The organism is Dokdonella sp. GW821-FHT11D02 (assembly GCF_058808595.1).
The window spans coordinates 2,904,535-2,919,989 of sequence record NZ_CM179520.1; the positions used below are offsets into that span (position 1 = coordinate 2,904,535).

The window sequence follows — 15,455 nt, forward strand, 5'->3', positions numbered from 1 at the left end:
CGCGCGAGCGTAGCAGCTCGGCGCGGCGCCGTCATGGGGGCGCGCCGCCGCCGGCGCCGAAGCGAGTTCCGCGCGCTTCCGGCCCGAGCGCGGTAACCACCGCCAGCAGCAGCGCGACCACCGCGATGAAGCTGGCCATGGCGAAGGCGTAGTCGCCGCCGCGCTGGGCGGCGAACCAGGTCAGAAACGGCGCCGTGCCGGCGGCGAGCAGGTTGCCGCCCTGGTAGGCGAAGCCGGGCAAGGTCGCGCGCACGGCGTCGGGCGATAGCTCGTTCAGGTGCACCGGCACCACGCCCCAGGCGCCCTGCACCATCACTTGCAGCAGGAATACGCCGAGCGCCAGCAGGACGACCGAGCCGCCGTACGCCCAAAGCGGCACCATCGGCAGCGCCAGCAAGGCGGCGGTGATGATCGCGCGGCGCCGCCCGACCCGCTCGGACCAAGCACCGAAGAACAAGCCGCCGACGATGGCGCCGAGGTTCAAGATGATCGTCAGCCAGGCCACGGTTTGCGTGTCGAAGTGATGCTGTTCCTTCAGAAAGGTCGGATACAGATCCTGCGAGCCGTGACTGAACATGTTGAAGCACATCATCAGCACGAGCAGATAACCGAACAGGCGCCAGCGGCCGCGCATGGTTTCGAACAATCCGGGCCGCGGCGCGCCGGCTTCGCCGCGCGTCGACTCCCACACCGGCGATTCGGGCACGTGCCGGCGGATGTACAAGACCAAGAGGGCCGGCAGCACGCCGATCGCGAACATGCCGCGCCAGCCGATGTGATCGAACAGCAGCAGGTAGCACAGTCCGCCGAGCAGATAACCGGCGGCATAGCCTTCCTGCAGCAGGCCCGATATCGCGCCGCGCGCCTTGGCCGGAATCGACTCCATCGCCAGCGAGGCGCCGATGCCCCACTCGCCGCCCATCGCGATGCCGAACAAGGCGCGCACGATCAGCAGGGTGGCCAGGGTCGGCGCCAACGCGGACAAGGCTTCGAGTACCGCGAACAGGATGATGTCGACCATCAGCACCGGCCGCCGGCCGTAGCGGTCGGCCAGGCGTCCGAACAGATACGCACCGAGCGGCCGGAACGCCAAGGTCAAGGTCAGCGAGAACGCGACCTCGGTCTTGTCGGCCTGGAAATCGCGCGCGATCTCGGAGATCACGAAAACCAAGAGGAAGTAATCGAACGCATCCAGCGTCCAGCCCAGAAAACTGGCGAGCACGGTCTTGCGCTGCGTGGTGTCGAGTTCGCGCAATACGGCGATCAGACCCATGGCCTCGTTCCGTTGAAGACGCCGTCCGCCGGCGCCGCAGCGCGCGCGAGACTAGCACGCGAGAGTGCTTCGGTTATGCTCGTTGCTCGACATTCCGGAGCCGCCATGGACAGCGCCGAGCGTGCCGCGAGCGCGCGCCGCATCGCCGAACGTTTCGAGCGCCCCTGGCATCGTCACTATGCGCGCAACAAACTGCGCTTCGATCCGGTCTACGCCGCTGTCGCCGATATCGTCCTCACCGATCCGCAGCCGCTGCTCGATGTCGGCTGCGGTCTCGGCCTGCTCGGTTTTTACTTGCGCGAATGCGGCTTCCGCTCCGACTACCGCGGGCTCGATTTCGACGCGCAGAAAATCGCCGCCGCGCGCGCCGCGGCGGCTCGCGGGGATGCGGACCTCACACTGGAGGAAGGCGACGCCGGCGGCCTGCCGCCGTTTCGCGGCCACGTCGCCGTGCTCGATGTGCTGCACTACCTGCCGGCTGCCGCGCAGCAGCGCCTCTTGCGCGAGGCCGCCGCGCGCGTCACCCCCGGCGCGGCGCTGATCGTGCGCAACGTGCTGCGCGAACACGGCTGGCGCTTTCGCATCACGGTGTGGGAAGAATCGTTCTTGTACGCGACGCGCTGGATGCGCTCAACGGCCGTGCACTATCCCGAACGCGAGGAGATCGAAACACCACTGCGCGCGGCCGGGCTCGATCCCGTGACCGCTCCGCTGTGGGGCAACACCCCGTTCAACAGTTTCGTGATCGTCGCGCGGCGCGCGGCGGGTCGCGGCGCTTAACCGGCCGCGACCTTGCTCGCAGCGGCGCGACCGCGCGTGCGCCGCATGCGCGAGTGCAGTGCGGCACGCCGCTGTGCGAGTTCGCGCGCGATGCGCTGACGCTCTTCGCCGCTGACCGAAGCATCGCCAAGCGTGGCGCGATGCGCGCAGAAATCCGCATACGCCTTGCGCACGTGGCGCAGGCGGCGCAGCAGGAGTTCCAACATGATCGCATCGTCGAGCAGCCCGATGACTTCGATCTCGTCGGGAATCAAATCGTCCGGATCGCTGAAATAGATCAGGGTTTCGATCACGTCCGCACGTTCGGGATCGGGCAAGGCCCAAGCTTCGTCTTCGAGCATGACGATCAGCCGCTGCACTTCGAGCAGACGCTTGCGCACGTAAGCCGGCGCGGAGCCGACGTTCAGATGATCGAGTGCGTACTTCGCCGCGTCGATCACTTCGAGTTCGTCGGCGCAGCGCGTGGCCTGCCGCGCGCGCAGCAAGGCGGCGTGAAAACGCTCGATGTCGGCGGCTTCGAGTTCGAATGTGATGCGCATCAGCGGCGCTCGTCCGGACGAGCGTGGATATCGAGCGCCGATCCCGCGGCGTTCGATTTCTTGGACAAGTACCTTTTTGGAACCATTCGCCCCGTGCACCACCGCTTGCCGATCCCGGATCATACGCCGACTGACGCGGCCTTGAGTCGAAGCATCCGCTGCATCGCTTGCAGCTCGATCGGCAGCGTACCCCCAAAAAAACTCCCGCAGTTCCGGCGTCTCACGACGAGCGGCTGCGGGACAGTGGCTGTGACGCCCGCCGAGGAGGGTTTCGGCGGGCAGGTGCAGAATGACCCTTCGCGATCTCAGAAGCTGCGACCTCGCAGCGGAACTTCGAGGCGCGAATCCGAAACAGGTTCTAGCCGTCCAGATCGGGCAGACCTTGTTCGAGCGCATCCATATCGCGCCAAGGGTCTTCGGATCGGCGCTGGATCTTCGCCAGAGCGTTGTTCAAGGCGTAGGCATCGCCGCTCTTCAGGCGAGACAGCTCGGCCCAGGCAATCGGCATGGCGACGCCCGCGCTCGCGCGTGCCCGCAACGAGTACGCGGCGATCGAGGTTGCGCCGCGACCGTTGCGCAGCCAGTCGATGAAAATGCGGCCGTTGCGGTTCTTCTCGCCGGCGACGCTGACGAACTCGCGCGGCCGTGCCGCCGCAGTGGCCTCGGCGAAGGCGTGGGCGAAGGCTTTGGCGGCCGCCCACGGTGCCGCAGGCCGCAGCGGAATGACGACGTGCAAGCCCTTGCCGCCCGACGTGCGCAAGAAGGATTGCAAGCCGACGCTTTCGAGCTGGTCGCGCATGAGTTTGGCCGCCTCGATCACACGCTTCCAGGCCACCGACGGGTGCGGATCGAGGTCGAACACGATGCGATCGGCGCGATCCGGCGCAGAAGCTAGCCCGCCCCAGGGATGGAACTCGAGCACATTCATCTGCACCAGTTCGAGCAGGCCGGCTTCGTCGTCGATGCAGAGATAGCTTTCGCGCTTCTCTTTCTGCTTGATCGCTACGCCGCGCACATGCTTACCCCAACCTGCTCCAAGATGCTTTTGGAAGAAGCAGGCCTTGCCCGAGCCGTCCGGGCAACGCACGATCGAGAGCGGACGATCGGCGAGTTGCGGAACGATCCACGCAGCGACACCGCGATAGTAGGCGGCGACCTCGCCCTTGGTCAGACCAAGCTCGGGGAACACCACGCGATCGGGATGAGTGATCGACAGCGTCGATACGCCTTTCTTCGAGCCGCTCACACGTGAAGGCTTTGCTGCTGCGGCGCCCTGCTCAGCACGCGAGATGGTTTTCTCTTTGCGTTCTTTCTTCAATGTCGCGGGGGTCTTGTCGGCGCGAAACGCCTTGAAGCTGACTTGCCGCAACAAACCGTTGCCGCCACGCCCTTGGTGGAAGACTTCGATCACGCGCTTGGGTTTGACCCAGATCGCCAAGCGCCGATCCGGCCGCGCCATCCTTTCGTCGCTGGCCGTGGCCTCCTTCGCGATCTCTTTTTGCAATAACTTCTTAAGGCTCAGCAATTGCTCGCTGCCGAAGCCGGTGCCGACGCGTCCGACATACTCCAAACCGCCGTTCGCCGACGGTTCGGCTAACAGCAGCGCGCCGATGCCGGCGCGACCGCCTTTGGGCCGCGTGTAGCCGACGACGACGAACTCGTCCGACGCGCGCAGCTTGATCTTGACCCAGTCGCCATTGCGTCCGCCGCGATAGCCGCTGTCGGCGCGTTTGCTGACGATGCCTTCAAGACCGTGTTCCTTGGCTTGTGCGAGCACCTCCATGCCGTGCCCGATCGCGTGCTCGGAGTAGCGCAGGAGCGGATGCGGACGGGCTTGCAGCAAAGCGGCCAATGCGCCCTTGCGCTCGACCAGTGGGACTTGGCGCAACGAGCGGCCGTCGACGTACAAGAGATCGAAGAGCATGTAGGTCGTATCCGCTTCGCTCTCGCCCGCCAGCCGCGCCTGCAGCGCGTTGAAGCTGTCCTTGCCTTCGCGCAGAACGATCATCTCGCCGTCGAGCTGCGCCTGGCGCATTCCCAAGGATTCGATTGCTGCTGTGAGCTGCGGAAGCTTTCGTGTCCATTCGATCGCGTTACGCGACCACAGCTTCGCCTTGCCCTTCTCGACCGTCGCAAGGAGGCGGTAACCGTCCCATTTCGCTTCATGGAGCCAGCCTTCGCCGCTCGGCGGTTTGGCCTGGACGCGGCACAGCTCGGGCTCGAAGGGACCGGGAACGAAGCGAGCGGATTTTGCGCCGCTCAGCATCGCCGGAGCCGGGCCGACTTTCTTGCGCGGTTTTGCGGGCGATTTCGGCGTGCTGCGCTTCAACGGCTTCCACACGGCACGGCGCTGCGCGAGCGGTAGCGGCCGATCCGTATTCGGATCGACGAAATCGTCCGCCTCGCGCGTGCCGGCGTACTCGTCGCGGTGCTTGATCAGCAGCCATTGCTGCTTCTTGCCCTGTTTGCGCGTGCGCACCAACACCCAAGAACCGCGCAACACGTCGCCGTGCAATTCGAATTTGAGTTCGCCCTTGCGCAAGGATTCGCGTGCATTGCCGATCGGCGTCCACGTACCGTGATCGAACACGTCGACGTGGCCGGCTCCGTAATTGCCCGCCGGAATATCGCCCTCGAAACCGGCGTAGGAGATCGGATGGTCCTCGACCTCGACCGCCATGCGCTTCACCGACGGATCGAAACTCGGCCCCTTCGGAACCGCCCAACTCTTCAGCGTGCCGTCCAGTTCGAGGCGGAAATCGAAGTGCCTGCGCGTCGCATGATGCAGCTGGACGACGAAGATGCGTCGCCCCGCGCCGCCTTTCGCCGGTTCCGGCGTGCGCTCGAAGTCGCGCTTCCGGCGGTACTCGCGCAATGCCATCAGTCGAGCCCGCGCCACGGATCGTGGGCGTAGGAGCGCTCCTCTTTGCCCGTGACGCTCTTATGCGAGGTGAGATCTGCGATGCGATGAAGCATGGCTGCTCCTGCAATCCCAAAAGTACGTGCTGTCGTTCCGGCCGAAGCCGCTCGAACGACGGCGAGAAACCTTAGGCCGCCCTCCGTAGCTCGGGCCTAAATTCCGTTCCGGCACGTTGGCGCGGGTTCAGTTGCACGGGTCGGGTCGGGTCGATGACCTGCTTGCAGGTGACAGCCCGAGCGAAGCGGCCGCTTGGCTGGCGTTCGTCGAGCGCAGCGTTACGCGTACTAACCGTATGCGTGCGCACTGCGACGATTCGGACGCAAGGAACCGCTCCCAAACAGGCGCCGTCGCGGTAGGCTGTGCGCCCTAAAATCCCTCGTACGAACGGAGCAAGGCATGGCTGGCGAACAGGAATGGCGAATCTACGAAATTCAGAACATGGGCGAACGCATCCTGGTGCAGGCCGTGCTTCGATCCTTGCTGGCCAGCCACCCCAATCCCGCCGCGCTGCGGACGGCATGGACTGACGTCATCGCTCAGATGTGGCAGGACTACCCTGCGATGTTCGGCAATATCCCACCGAACGAGAGAGAGCTGTTGGTGGACGCGATGAAGCGAGCGCAGGCCGGATACGAGCCGCACTTGCCGCCGGTGGCTTAGAAGGATCGCGCCTCGAAGCGCGCGAACGGATACGCACCGTTCGCGCTGCCTTCGATTGGAGGTGTCTTCGAACCTGCCTCGCTACCGCACACAAGAAATCTAAGACGACGCAAGCTACATCCATGCGGCGCAGCTCCTTCAGCGTGGCGCTGAGCGTCACCTCCGCGAGAGCGGCCGGACGCGCATCGTCGCTGTCGCTGATTTCGTACCCGTAGAGCTCCATAGTCGGACAATGCTTTCGTTTCAGGGATGACAGATACGCGAGCGAACGACGCGCCCGGAAACGTACCGATATCACCGGTGAAATCCAGTCGACGAGCTTTCCCTTAGGTCCGGGATCGCCGACTCGACGCATAAGCCGGTACGCCAAGAGTAGGCCGTAGCAAGTTCGCGCAGCGCCGCCTGTCGCGCTGTTTGAGAAGCCATTCGCTGGGCCACTACGGCTTCTGGCGTCTGCCCAGCTGGAGGCAACGCCCACTCGACTGTAAGAAATTTCCTACACGAACTCACAGCACTTTCAGACAGACCGTACACATTTCCCTCGTTAGTCTTCCCGGACAACAGGGGACTGACATGCGACCGGAAGCCAGACGACACCTACGCGATCTCCAGCAGCTGCAGGACATGGAGGTCTACTTGCAGAAAGTACGCGCCGATCCTGCGATGACGGCCAACGATCATCAGCTCGAGGCATTCGTGCGGCTGGCCGAGAAGGTACTCGCGCACGAAAGAAAGCGGCTGGGGATGGAAGCTGCCTAAGCTCCGGAATGGCCGAACTTCGGCGCACAACGGGCGGCGTGCCACAATCCGCCGAACGCCTCCATCGCTGTCACAGGCTTGCGCGAAGTACTCGGGGCTGGCGATACGTCTCGGCAACCGGAGCGACTGCAGAATGACGACCCAGGTTTTCGCCGTGCTTTGCTTTCTCAGCTTCGCCGTCCCTATTCCCTTGTTGGCTTGGCTCGACAAGCCACGCAAAACAAAGGCGCTTTGACATGTATGCCGGACATTTCGCTGTCGGGCTTGCGATCAAGGCCAAGGTCCCGGAAGCTCCCACGACCGCTCTGCTCATCGGCGTAGGCCTCTTGGATTTGCTGTTCGCGCCCCTCCTCTTCGCCGGCATCGAGCACATTTCCCCCGCACCCGGCAGACCGCCGGGCTTCTCGCTCGACTACATCGACTGGTCGCACTCGCTAGCGACGAGCCTGATCTGGTCGGCGCTGTTCGCAGCGCTGTTCGTGCGACACGGGCGCGCCGTGGTGGCGGCCATCGCATTCGCCGTGTTCTCGCACTTTCTGCTCGACCTGCTCATGCATCCCGGCGATCTCGCGCTATGGCCGGGCAGCCAGACGCATCTTGGATTGGGCATCTGGAATTGGCTGCCCAGCGGCTGGTGGTGGTTCGAACTGGGCTTCATTGCGCTCTGCGGCGCCTACTACCTCATACGCGCGCATCGTCTAGGCAGCTTCGGCGGACGCGGAATCGCTGCGATTTTCTGCGTGGTCGTCTTGCACGTCGTCAATTCGCCTTGGCTGTCGCCGATTGGCTGAGTTCGCGCATAGGCATCCGCCGGCTTGCGTGGCGCCCCTAGTGAGCAGCCATTGGTCCTCGGCGATGTTGCAGAGCCAGTGCCCACTTCTGCTTGCTCTGCAACGGAATGTGCATGGCTTCGCCAAGCGTCGGCCGCTACCGCGCTCTTCGGTTCCAGCGTCGCAAGAGCCTTCGGCCGGGGTAGTTTCCACTCGACCAGCACCCGCCCTCTATTGGGTCAGATCAGGTGCCCGGTACTTCACGACCTGCGCCAGTTGCTCGTCTTTCCACTCGATCCCAGCGAAATCCAAGATCGTGCCGTACATGAGCATCCGCTTGGCGTAATGGAAATCGGAGACGCCGTTCCCAGCCAATGCGCTATCCAAGGATTCGTTCTTCGACAGCAAAAGCGCAAGGAACAACCGGTCTTCGACGATTTCTCTTGCGGCACCCAACTCGTCGCTCAGCTTGCACCCGGCAGCCCCATTGAAAGGGGCGAACTGGCCGTACAAGAGTTCGGACAAGGCTTGGGTATTCCAGAACGGGCCATGGATCATCTCGTGCGTTTCCCAGTCCTTGAGAGAGCGCGAGACATTCCTGCCGGCGTCAACGAAATTGGTTCTGATCGCCGGCGGCAGGTGCGCCTTCAGCCATTTCGACGCGTCGCGGATCGTGGCGAAGTCGGGTGAGTTCGACAGTGAATCGTTTGCAATCTTCTTGATCTTCTCGACGCAGTCGACCGACCGCGATTCCAGATCCGCGCCGTTGGCAGCCTCGCCGGCGAATGCCGCGAACAGCAGCAGTGTTGCCAAGACCCGTTTCACAATGCGCCCCCTCTGCGGCCATGGATTTCTTTAGGATACAAAGAATCCGCTCAATCGCCGCCATGCCGTGGTGCGCATCACCCTCGTCATTTCCCTTGATCGCTGGGCCCCAAGTCGTTCGTCGGCTGCATAAGTTCTTCAGCCCAGAAACGAGGGATGAGCCGGCGGCGCCGGAAGCAGGCTACGTATGCAGTGCCGAGGTGAAAGCCTCGAACCCCGCGCCTTTCCCTGCGGTACACCATGCTGCGTGCCGCCAACCGCTGACTCCGAAGCGGGCCGAGCCGCCAACTGGCCGCGGCCAAGCGTCGGTGGACTCTGATCTTGCCCATCCTCGCGATGCGGAATCCGCTCGCCTGAATGATTTCCCTGGTTGCTCATGCCGATCTCCGATGCGAGCGTCTTCGCTTCGTCGAGCTAGCAAACAGCGAGCCAAACTCGAAGCCGCCTCGCAATGACCGATCGCTAGGCGTAACAGCCGGTCAGACCTAGGTGCTCCGCTTCGCCGAGATACGTCGCTTGGCCGAACTCCGCGAAAGATTTTCTTCCGTGGGACGAATTCTTCTCGACTGATGCCCGCAAATCGCGACGTGCGACCTACGGGCCAGCGTCCGCGCTTGTCCGCTTGCCGCGCCCAGTGGCTTGGATATCAGCGAAGCATTTTCTCGACAGCCGGTTGAATCGTGCCGACGGTCGAGTGGGCCGGTTCCGTCCACTTTCCTCGCTTGCGCAAATAGAGGATTTGCGCCGTCAGGCCGACGACCAGGATAAGAAAGAGAACTCCTTGTGCGCCGAGGAGCAGCGGCGATTTCAGGTCGGTCACCCAGGGATGACCGTCGGGAACGCGCCGAAGGATTTCGCTGACGGTGGGCACCATCAAGAGGAAGGCGGTGATGCTGAGGAAGATGGTTTCGAGGTAGGTCGCCGCTCTGCCCAATATCGAAAACCTACCGACGCCGTGACCGGCGAGCAGCAACAAGAGCGTTACCGCGCCGATGACGCCGCTAATCGGTTGCTTTGCAACCAAGAACACCGTCGATGCGCCGATCAGCATCGCGACGAAATAGACGACGCCAGGGACGGAACGCGGCACGATCCGTCCGTGACGCGCAAACATATAGATTGCGACGGGGATGGCAGGAAGACTGCCTAGAGTATGCACCCAGCCGAGTGGCGAGATTCCGAACATGTCATTCTCCAAATGCTCAAGGTTTTGCCTCTGACTACCTTCTAGTTGGTAGACAACGGAGGCGCAGAAAGAAACGGGTGTGACGGGATTACGCCCGGACAATCAGCCGGTCCAACAGCTGGCTCGTGATGACGCCGAACATGCGGGTCTCTCCGTAGGCGCGCGCAGAGAGCATCGCGCCATGGATGCTCGCCATGAACGCCTCCGCCTCCACTTCCGCGCTGCCCAGCAAACGAATCCGGTCTTGCGCGGCTGCAGCGCTCAGTACGGACGCCAACCAGCTTGCGAGTGAGCGGAAGTAGCTCCGCACCTCTTTTGCCACCGAGTCGGGCAGCGCAGGAAGCTGGCTGGCCAGAAGCGCGCACACGCAAAACGGAACCGACGTGTCGGCGATACACGTCTCCCAGTAGCCGACATAGGCGCGCAGCCTTTCCACCGGATCGGCGACATTGCGATCCAATTGGGCGATGCCGGCTTCCGCATCCTCGCGATGCCTGACCACCAAGGCCTGTACCAAGTCGGCCTTGCTGGGAAAGTAGTGATGAATGCTTGCGTTGCGGATGCCGACCACTTTGGAGATATCGGCATAGCTGAAGCCGTCGTAGCCCCCGGCGAGGATCAGCGATCGGGCGCAGGTGAGGATGTCTTCGGCTTTGGGTGGAAGTGTGGTCATGACGAGTAGTCTACATACTAGTAGGTAGATAAACAAGCCGTATGAGCATCGCACTCGTCTTTGTTTCAGCGCGCTGCCCGACGAGCTGGGCCGCTTACCCTTCAGCCAGACCAGCGGCACACTGTTGGTCGATTTCATCGGAACAGCGATTCATGGCCAGGCGCGCCATTCGCCACGAGCTGCCACCGTGTCTCTTGGCATACCATGCGTCTTGCGATACGCACTGGCGTAGCGCTGGCGCGCCCGGGATGCGACGCCGTTGCCATGGCTGTCTCCATCGAGAATGAACAAGACCGAGTATCGGTTCGGTCGCTTCCGGCTGATCCCGGCGGCGCACGAATTGTGGCGAGACGGCCGCCTGCAGCGCGTACCTCCGTTGGTGTTCGATTGCCTCGCCTATCTCGCGCGCCATCGCGACCGCCTGGTCGGGCGCGACGAACTGGTTTCCGCGATCTGGGGCAAGCTCGACGTCGCCGATGCGCAGGTGCGGCAGCTGATTGCGCGTGCGCGCCGCGCGGTCGACGACGACGCCAAGGCGCAGCAGGCGATCCGTACGGTTCCGGGCGTCGGTTATCGGTGGGTACTGCCGCTCGACGAGGTAGACGCTGCCGCCGCAGAAATCACCACGTCAGGTGCGCTCGAATCGGATGACGCGTTGCCATCATCCGCGCCGACGCACGCGCCGGTTGCCGAGATGGAGGAAGACAAGCCGGCAGCGGTGACGGCGAAACGCTCGAATCGCTTATGGCTGCTCATCGCGATTTTGCTCATAGCCGCGATTGCGGTGCCGCTGTCGCATGTACTCACGCGCAAGGGCGCCGCGCCTGCATCCACGCCGACACCTGCGCAAGGCAACGCCGTTGTCGTGGTTCCGCTCGAAGTCTCGGCGCCGATCGAAGCGAGCTGGGTCCGCCTCGGCGGCATGGATCTGGTCGCGACGCGTCTGCGCAACGCGCGCCTGCCGGTGCCGCCGGCGGACAGCATCGTCGCCGCACTGCATTCGGTCGACGATCCGCAGAGTGCGAACGGGCGGGATCGACTGCGCCAGATTCTCGGCGCCGCGATGATCGTGCAGGGCAGCGTGACGAAATCGCCGTCCGGCTGGCACGTCAGCCTGAGTACCGCCACCGCCGATGGTTTCCAGCATCGCATCGAGACCGACGATGCGGAGGTGATCACCGCCTTGCAACGCGCATCGGATCGGCTGCTGGCCGCGCTCGGCCACGCGCCGCCGCTCGATGCCGAAGGCGGTGGCGTGCCGCGTGAGCGTTTGCAGCAGGCACAGGCCGCGATGCTTGCCGGCAAGCTGGATGCAGCAAGCGCGATCCTGACCGACGAATCGGTCGTACCGCAGAACGATTCGGAAGTGCGTTTCCGTCTCGCCCAGCTGGACTTCCTCGGTGGGCGGCTCGATGCGGCCGAAGCATCGCTGAAAACCTTGCTAGACGACGCCGGCCTCCGCGCGCAACCGGTGCTGCAGTCGCGCGCGCTGAATCTGCTCGCACTGGTCGACTTCCGTCATGAAGACTGCGTCGCGATGCAGCGTGATGCGACGCGCGCAGTTTCCGTATTGCCCGAAGGTCAGTCGCCGGCGGATTCGGGCCAAGCGCTCGCCACGCGCTCGCTCGCCGGCATCTGCACGGAGCGTTGGGAAGATGCGCTGGCCGATCTCGGCCAGGCTCGCCTGCAGATGGAAGCCGCCGGCGACCGCCTCGGCGTCGCGCGCGTCGACCAGTATCGGGGCCGGCTGGAACTGCGACGCAGCCGGCCCGCAGAATCGCTGCCGTACTTCAAGGCCGCGAACGACGTGCTCGCCTCCTTCGGCGCGGTCGAACCGCTGATCAACAACCTGCTCAATCTGGTCGATGCGCAGAGCCGCCTGCTGCAATGGAGCGATGCGCTCGCGACGAGCGAGCGCCTGTGGTCGCTGCGCGATAGAATGGCCGATCCCGATCGGCGCACGTACATCGGCACGCAGCGTGCCACTGTGCTGATCGCTGTCGGGCGCTACAAGGACACCGAGGCGGTCCTGACGGAGATGCGCGATCTCGCAGCCAACTCGGGCAAGCTCGCTGCGAGTTCGTGGAACGCGTTGCTGGCGGAACTGGCTTTCCGGCGGGGCCGCTATCGGGATGCAGTCGACGCTTCGAGTCGGGCGCTTGCGAAATTTTCCGATACATCCGGTCCCGACGACGCCAGTCGCGCTTATCTCGAATTGCTGCGGCAGCGCGCGTCGATCGCTGCCGGAACGCCGGTCCGCGACGATCGCGCATGGGAGATGAGCGTGCCAAGGCCGCCTGCCCTGCTGGTCGCGCGCGCCGAATGGGCCACGCACGAACGCGACGCCGCCGAAGCGGATCGATGGTTTCGCGAGGCCTCCGCCGTGGCCGAGAAGGACGGTACGCCAGAAGTCGTCGTCATCGCGGCGGAGGCCTACGCGAAATGGCTGCTCGGCCAGGGACGAACGAAGGACGGGGGCGTCCAAGCCAGCCGGGTCGCGGTCTGGGCCGATCGCGATTTCGACTGCGCGCTGCTGCAGGTCGCCGCGTTCCACGCGCTCGGCCAACGTGACGCATGGACGCGCGCGCTGAAGCAGGCGCAGGCGCTTGCCGGCGAACGCCAGATTCCGGCTGAACTGCTGGTCGCTCCTGTTGCGATCGGCTCAGGCTGACGGCGTTCTTCGGCGGGTTTTCTACGATCACGGCGCGCTTTTTCACGCGGCGGCTACGCATTGACTACGCGTTTGGCGCCACGGTGCCGCGAGGTCGATGCATCGTCGCGGGGTTGTGCATGCAGCTTCGTGACCGAGAGGATCCTTCCGTGAAATCAGCGAATCATCCAGTGAACGTTCCGCGGCGCCAGCGGACCTTGCGTTTCCATCCGTTGGCAGCCTGCCTCGCCGTCGCACTCGTGGGTGGCGCCAGCGAACCCGCGTGGAGTTCGGCGGCACCGGACTCCTCGCCGCGCCGGACCGTGGCGCGCGACTTCCCCGAGTTCGCCGCCGCCCAGACCGAGAGCGAACGCTGGCTGCGGCAGCGTGCCGCCCACTACGCTGGCGCGCGCGAACAGGCTCGCTCTCGCGAGGCGAAAGCGCCGTCGCGGCAGGCCGCCACGATCTCGGTGACGAGCTGCGCCGACGACGCCGGCGCCAGCGGCACCTTGCGCGCGGCCGTGACCGGCGCCGTCAGCGGCGATGTCATCGACCTCAGCCAACTCCAATGCAGCACGATCAGCCTGCAGCATGGCCAGGTCGTCGCGCCGGTCGCGGATCTGACGATCAAGGGGCCGGGCGAACAGGCGCTGACGATCGACGGCGGCGACACCGACCGTGTGTTCAAGCACAGCGGAACGGGAACGATCGCGATCAGCGATCTGACCGTCGCGCACGGTCGCCATGTCGACATGACCCACGCGGGCTACTACGACGGCGGCTGCGTGTATTCGCTTGGCACCGTGACGCTGGATCGGGTCACGGTCGATTCCTGTGTCACCGGCGCAGCGCAAGGCGCCATCGGCGGCGGCATCTTCGCCTACGGCTTGCAGATGACGTCGTCGACTGTCAGCAACAGCAAGGCGGAAGGGCCGGTCGCACTCGGCGGCGGCATCGGCATTGTCCTGCCCGAGGGTGCGACAACCGCGGTCACGCTGACATCGAGCCAAGTCATCGGCAACACGGCCACCGGATCGGGCCGCTCGAGCGGTGGCGGACTGGGAGTGAACGCGGCCGACTCGAATGTCACCGTCAGCGTCGATTCGTCCCATTTCACCAACAACATCGCCTACACGAACTATGCCGACGGCGGCAATTCTTCCAACGGTGGCGCGATCTTCACGAACCTCGTCGGAATTCGCGTGAAGTCCAGCGTCATTTCCGGGAATTCGGTCAAGGCAGTCTCAACGGCAACAAGGCTGACGGCGGCAGTGGGGGCCGGAGTCAATTCATCCTTCACTTTTTTCTACGGAGAAGCGGCCCGGTTCGAAGACACCGTCGTGACTGGCAACGAAGCGACTGGGACAGGCCCCGCCGGTTGGGGTGACAGTGGTGGCCTGTATCTCTTTCAGTTGCACGGCGATACCAGCTTGGCGACGGTCGTGCTGGCGCGCACGACGGTATCCGACAATCGGGCCGAAGGCGTCTATATGGGGATTCGTGGCGGAGTTGGGCCAATCCGCGCAATGACAGCCGACATTTCCGACAGCACCTTCAGTGGAAACGTCGTGTCGGCGAGCGGCATGGCCATTTGCGGAGGAGTGGAGGTCAATGACGGTGGGCACCTGACTTCGAGCACGATCTCCGGCAACACCGTCTCCAACGCCGAGCAGGCTTCCTATGGCGGCGGACTCTGTGCGTATGGGGATATCGATGTCACCAACAGCACGATTGCGTTCAATTCGGCCGGCGGCAACGGCGGCGGCGTTTATTTCAGAGGTCGAAGCCCCAGAACCGGTGACCAATTCGTCAGCACACTCATCGCCAGCAATCAGGCTGGTGCCGGTGCAGACATGTTCGCGGGCAACTGGGGAAGCCCCGGCGGCACGGCGACCTTGCTTGGTTCCAACAACCTGATCGGTGGTGCCGATCCGGGAGTGACGGTGCCCGCCGATACCCTCACCGCCGATCCCCAGCTGCTGCCGCTGGCCGACAACGGCGGCCCGACCTGGACGCACGCACTCGCCGCGACGAGTCCCGCACTCGACATCGGCAGCAATCCGACCGGTGCGGAACACGACCAACGCGGCGGTGATTACGTGCGCACGTTCGGCGCGGGAACGGACATCGGCGCGTTCGAACTGCAGCCCGATCCGATTCCGGATGCTGTATTCGCGGATGGCTTCGACGGCGCGGAGTGAATCGACGCGCGATGGTTTCGAGGCGAGGAATGACCACCTGCCCTGGCTGCTTCGCCCGGGCAGCGACGATTCCTGCGCTCAATTGCAGGTCTGCGTCAACTCGTATCGAGTCAGGTGCGGTCTCCGAATCCAGCTCGGTTCCGCCACATCGCCACATCGAACGGTGACGCTGCTGTCAGTGCGCACACTGCGCAAACGCCGCTACGGCGGCAAGTCCGC

Annotated in this window: 12 protein-coding genes; 6 read left to right on the forward strand and 6 right to left on the reverse strand. The window is 64.2% G+C overall.

Features of this window, described 5'->3' with window-relative positions:
* Positions 1-31: 31 nt before the first annotated feature.
* Positions 32-1,273, reverse strand: coding sequence for an MFS transporter (locus AC3QL3_RS12220; protein WP_492893937.1), 1,242 nt, complete (start codon positions 1,271-1,273; stop codon positions 32-34).
* A 105-nt stretch (positions 1,274-1,378) separates the two neighbouring features.
* On the opposite strand from AC3QL3_RS12220, the gene AC3QL3_RS12225 reads away from it, so the two are divergent.
* Positions 1,379-2,053: a class I SAM-dependent methyltransferase gene (locus AC3QL3_RS12225; RefSeq protein ID WP_492893939.1), complete on the forward strand. Its 675-nt coding sequence runs from the start codon at positions 1,379-1,381 to the stop codon at positions 2,051-2,053.
* Here the strand turns inward: AC3QL3_RS12225 and AC3QL3_RS12230 are convergent.
* Positions 2,050-2,592 (reverse strand): YkvA family protein, encoded by a 543-nt coding sequence (locus tag AC3QL3_RS12230; RefSeq protein ID WP_492893941.1) that lies wholly within the window; start codon positions 2,590-2,592, stop codon positions 2,050-2,052. The genes AC3QL3_RS12225 and AC3QL3_RS12230 overlap by 4 nt on opposite strands.
* Positions 2,593-2,950: 358 nt before the next feature.
* Positions 2,951-5,473 (reverse strand): DNA ligase D, encoded by a 2,523-nt coding sequence (gene ligD, locus AC3QL3_RS12235; RefSeq protein ID WP_492893943.1) that lies wholly within the window; start codon positions 5,471-5,473, stop codon positions 2,951-2,953.
* 435 nt (positions 5,474-5,908) lie between these two features.
* Here ligD and AC3QL3_RS12240 point away from each other — a divergent pair, with 435 nt between their 5' ends.
* From AC3QL3_RS12240 to AC3QL3_RS12250, 3 genes are all read left to right on the forward strand, one after another.
* Positions 5,909-6,172 carry a hypothetical protein gene (locus AC3QL3_RS12240; protein WP_492893945.1) on the forward strand — a complete coding sequence of 88 codons (264 nt, stop codon included), beginning with the start codon at positions 5,909-5,911 and terminating at the stop codon, positions 6,170-6,172.
* Positions 6,173-6,796: 624 nt separating this feature from the next.
* On the forward strand, positions 6,797-6,931 hold the full coding sequence (locus AC3QL3_RS12245; protein ID WP_492893947.1) for a hypothetical protein: 135 nt from the start codon (positions 6,797-6,799) through the stop codon (positions 6,929-6,931).
* A gap of 236 nt (positions 6,932-7,167) precedes the next feature.
* Positions 7,168-7,722 (forward strand): metal-dependent hydrolase, encoded by a 555-nt coding sequence (locus AC3QL3_RS12250; protein WP_492893949.1) that lies wholly within the window; start codon positions 7,168-7,170, stop codon positions 7,720-7,722.
* Positions 7,723-7,932: 210 nt separating this feature from the next.
* Here AC3QL3_RS12250 and AC3QL3_RS12255 read toward each other — a convergent pair whose 3' ends face one another.
* The 3 genes from AC3QL3_RS12255 to AC3QL3_RS12265 form a co-directional block, all read right to left on the reverse strand.
* Positions 7,933-8,514, reverse strand: a complete 582-nt coding sequence (locus AC3QL3_RS12255; RefSeq protein WP_492893951.1) for a hypothetical protein — start codon at positions 8,512-8,514, stop codon at positions 7,933-7,935.
* Between the two features lie 658 nt (positions 8,515-9,172).
* Positions 9,173-9,712 carry a hypothetical protein gene (locus AC3QL3_RS12260; RefSeq protein WP_492893953.1) on the reverse strand — a complete coding sequence of 180 codons (540 nt, stop codon included), beginning with the start codon at positions 9,710-9,712 and terminating at the stop codon, positions 9,173-9,175.
* A gap of 88 nt (positions 9,713-9,800) precedes the next feature.
* Complete coding sequence (locus AC3QL3_RS12265; RefSeq protein WP_492893955.1) at positions 9,801-10,523, reverse strand: TetR/AcrR family transcriptional regulator; 723 nt, start codon at positions 10,521-10,523, stop codon at positions 9,801-9,803.
* 145 nt (positions 10,524-10,668) lie between these two features.
* Here AC3QL3_RS12265 and AC3QL3_RS12270 point away from each other — a divergent pair, with 145 nt between their 5' ends.
* Together AC3QL3_RS12270 and AC3QL3_RS12275 are read left to right on the forward strand one after the other, a co-directional pair.
* A complete protein-coding gene (locus tag AC3QL3_RS12270) occupies positions 10,669-13,056 on the forward strand; it encodes a winged helix-turn-helix domain-containing protein (RefSeq protein WP_492893957.1) in 2,388 nt (795 codons plus the stop codon).
* Between the two features lie 149 nt (positions 13,057-13,205).
* A complete protein-coding gene (locus AC3QL3_RS12275; protein WP_492893959.1) occupies positions 13,206-15,236 on the forward strand; it encodes a choice-of-anchor Q domain-containing protein in 2,031 nt (676 codons plus the stop codon).
* The last annotated feature ends 219 nt before the right edge of the window (positions 15,237-15,455 follow it).

Bases quoted from the DNA above. Each gene is read 5' to 3' on its own strand.
- AC3QL3_RS12220 (WP_492893937.1), bottom strand. From the start codon at position 1,273: ATGGGTCTGATCGCCGTATTGCGCGAACTCGACACCACGCAGCGCAAG.
- AC3QL3_RS12225 (WP_492893939.1), top strand. From the start codon at position 1,379: ATGGACAGCGCCGAGCGTGCCGCGAGCGCGCGCCGCATCGCCGAACGT.
- AC3QL3_RS12230 (WP_492893941.1), bottom strand. From the start codon at position 2,592: ATGCGCATCACATTCGAACTCGAAGCCGCCGACATCGAGCGTTTTCAC.
- ligD (WP_492893943.1), bottom strand. From the start codon at position 5,473: ATGGCATTGCGCGAGTACCGCCGGAAGCGCGACTTCGAGCGCACGCCG.
- AC3QL3_RS12240 (WP_492893945.1), top strand. From the start codon at position 5,909: ATGGCTGGCGAACAGGAATGGCGAATCTACGAAATTCAGAACATGGGC.
- AC3QL3_RS12245 (WP_492893947.1), top strand. From the start codon at position 6,797: ATGGAGGTCTACTTGCAGAAAGTACGCGCCGATCCTGCGATGACGGCC.
- AC3QL3_RS12250 (WP_492893949.1), top strand. From the start codon at position 7,168: ATGTATGCCGGACATTTCGCTGTCGGGCTTGCGATCAAGGCCAAGGTC.
- AC3QL3_RS12260 (WP_492893953.1), bottom strand. From the start codon at position 9,712: ATGTTCGGAATCTCGCCACTCGGCTGGGTGCATACTCTAGGCAGTCTT.
- AC3QL3_RS12265 (WP_492893955.1), bottom strand. From the start codon at position 10,523: ATGAAATCGACCAACAGTGTGCCGCTGGTCTGGCTGAAGGGTAAGCGG.
- AC3QL3_RS12270 (WP_492893957.1), top strand. From the start codon at position 10,669: ATGAACAAGACCGAGTATCGGTTCGGTCGCTTCCGGCTGATCCCGGCG.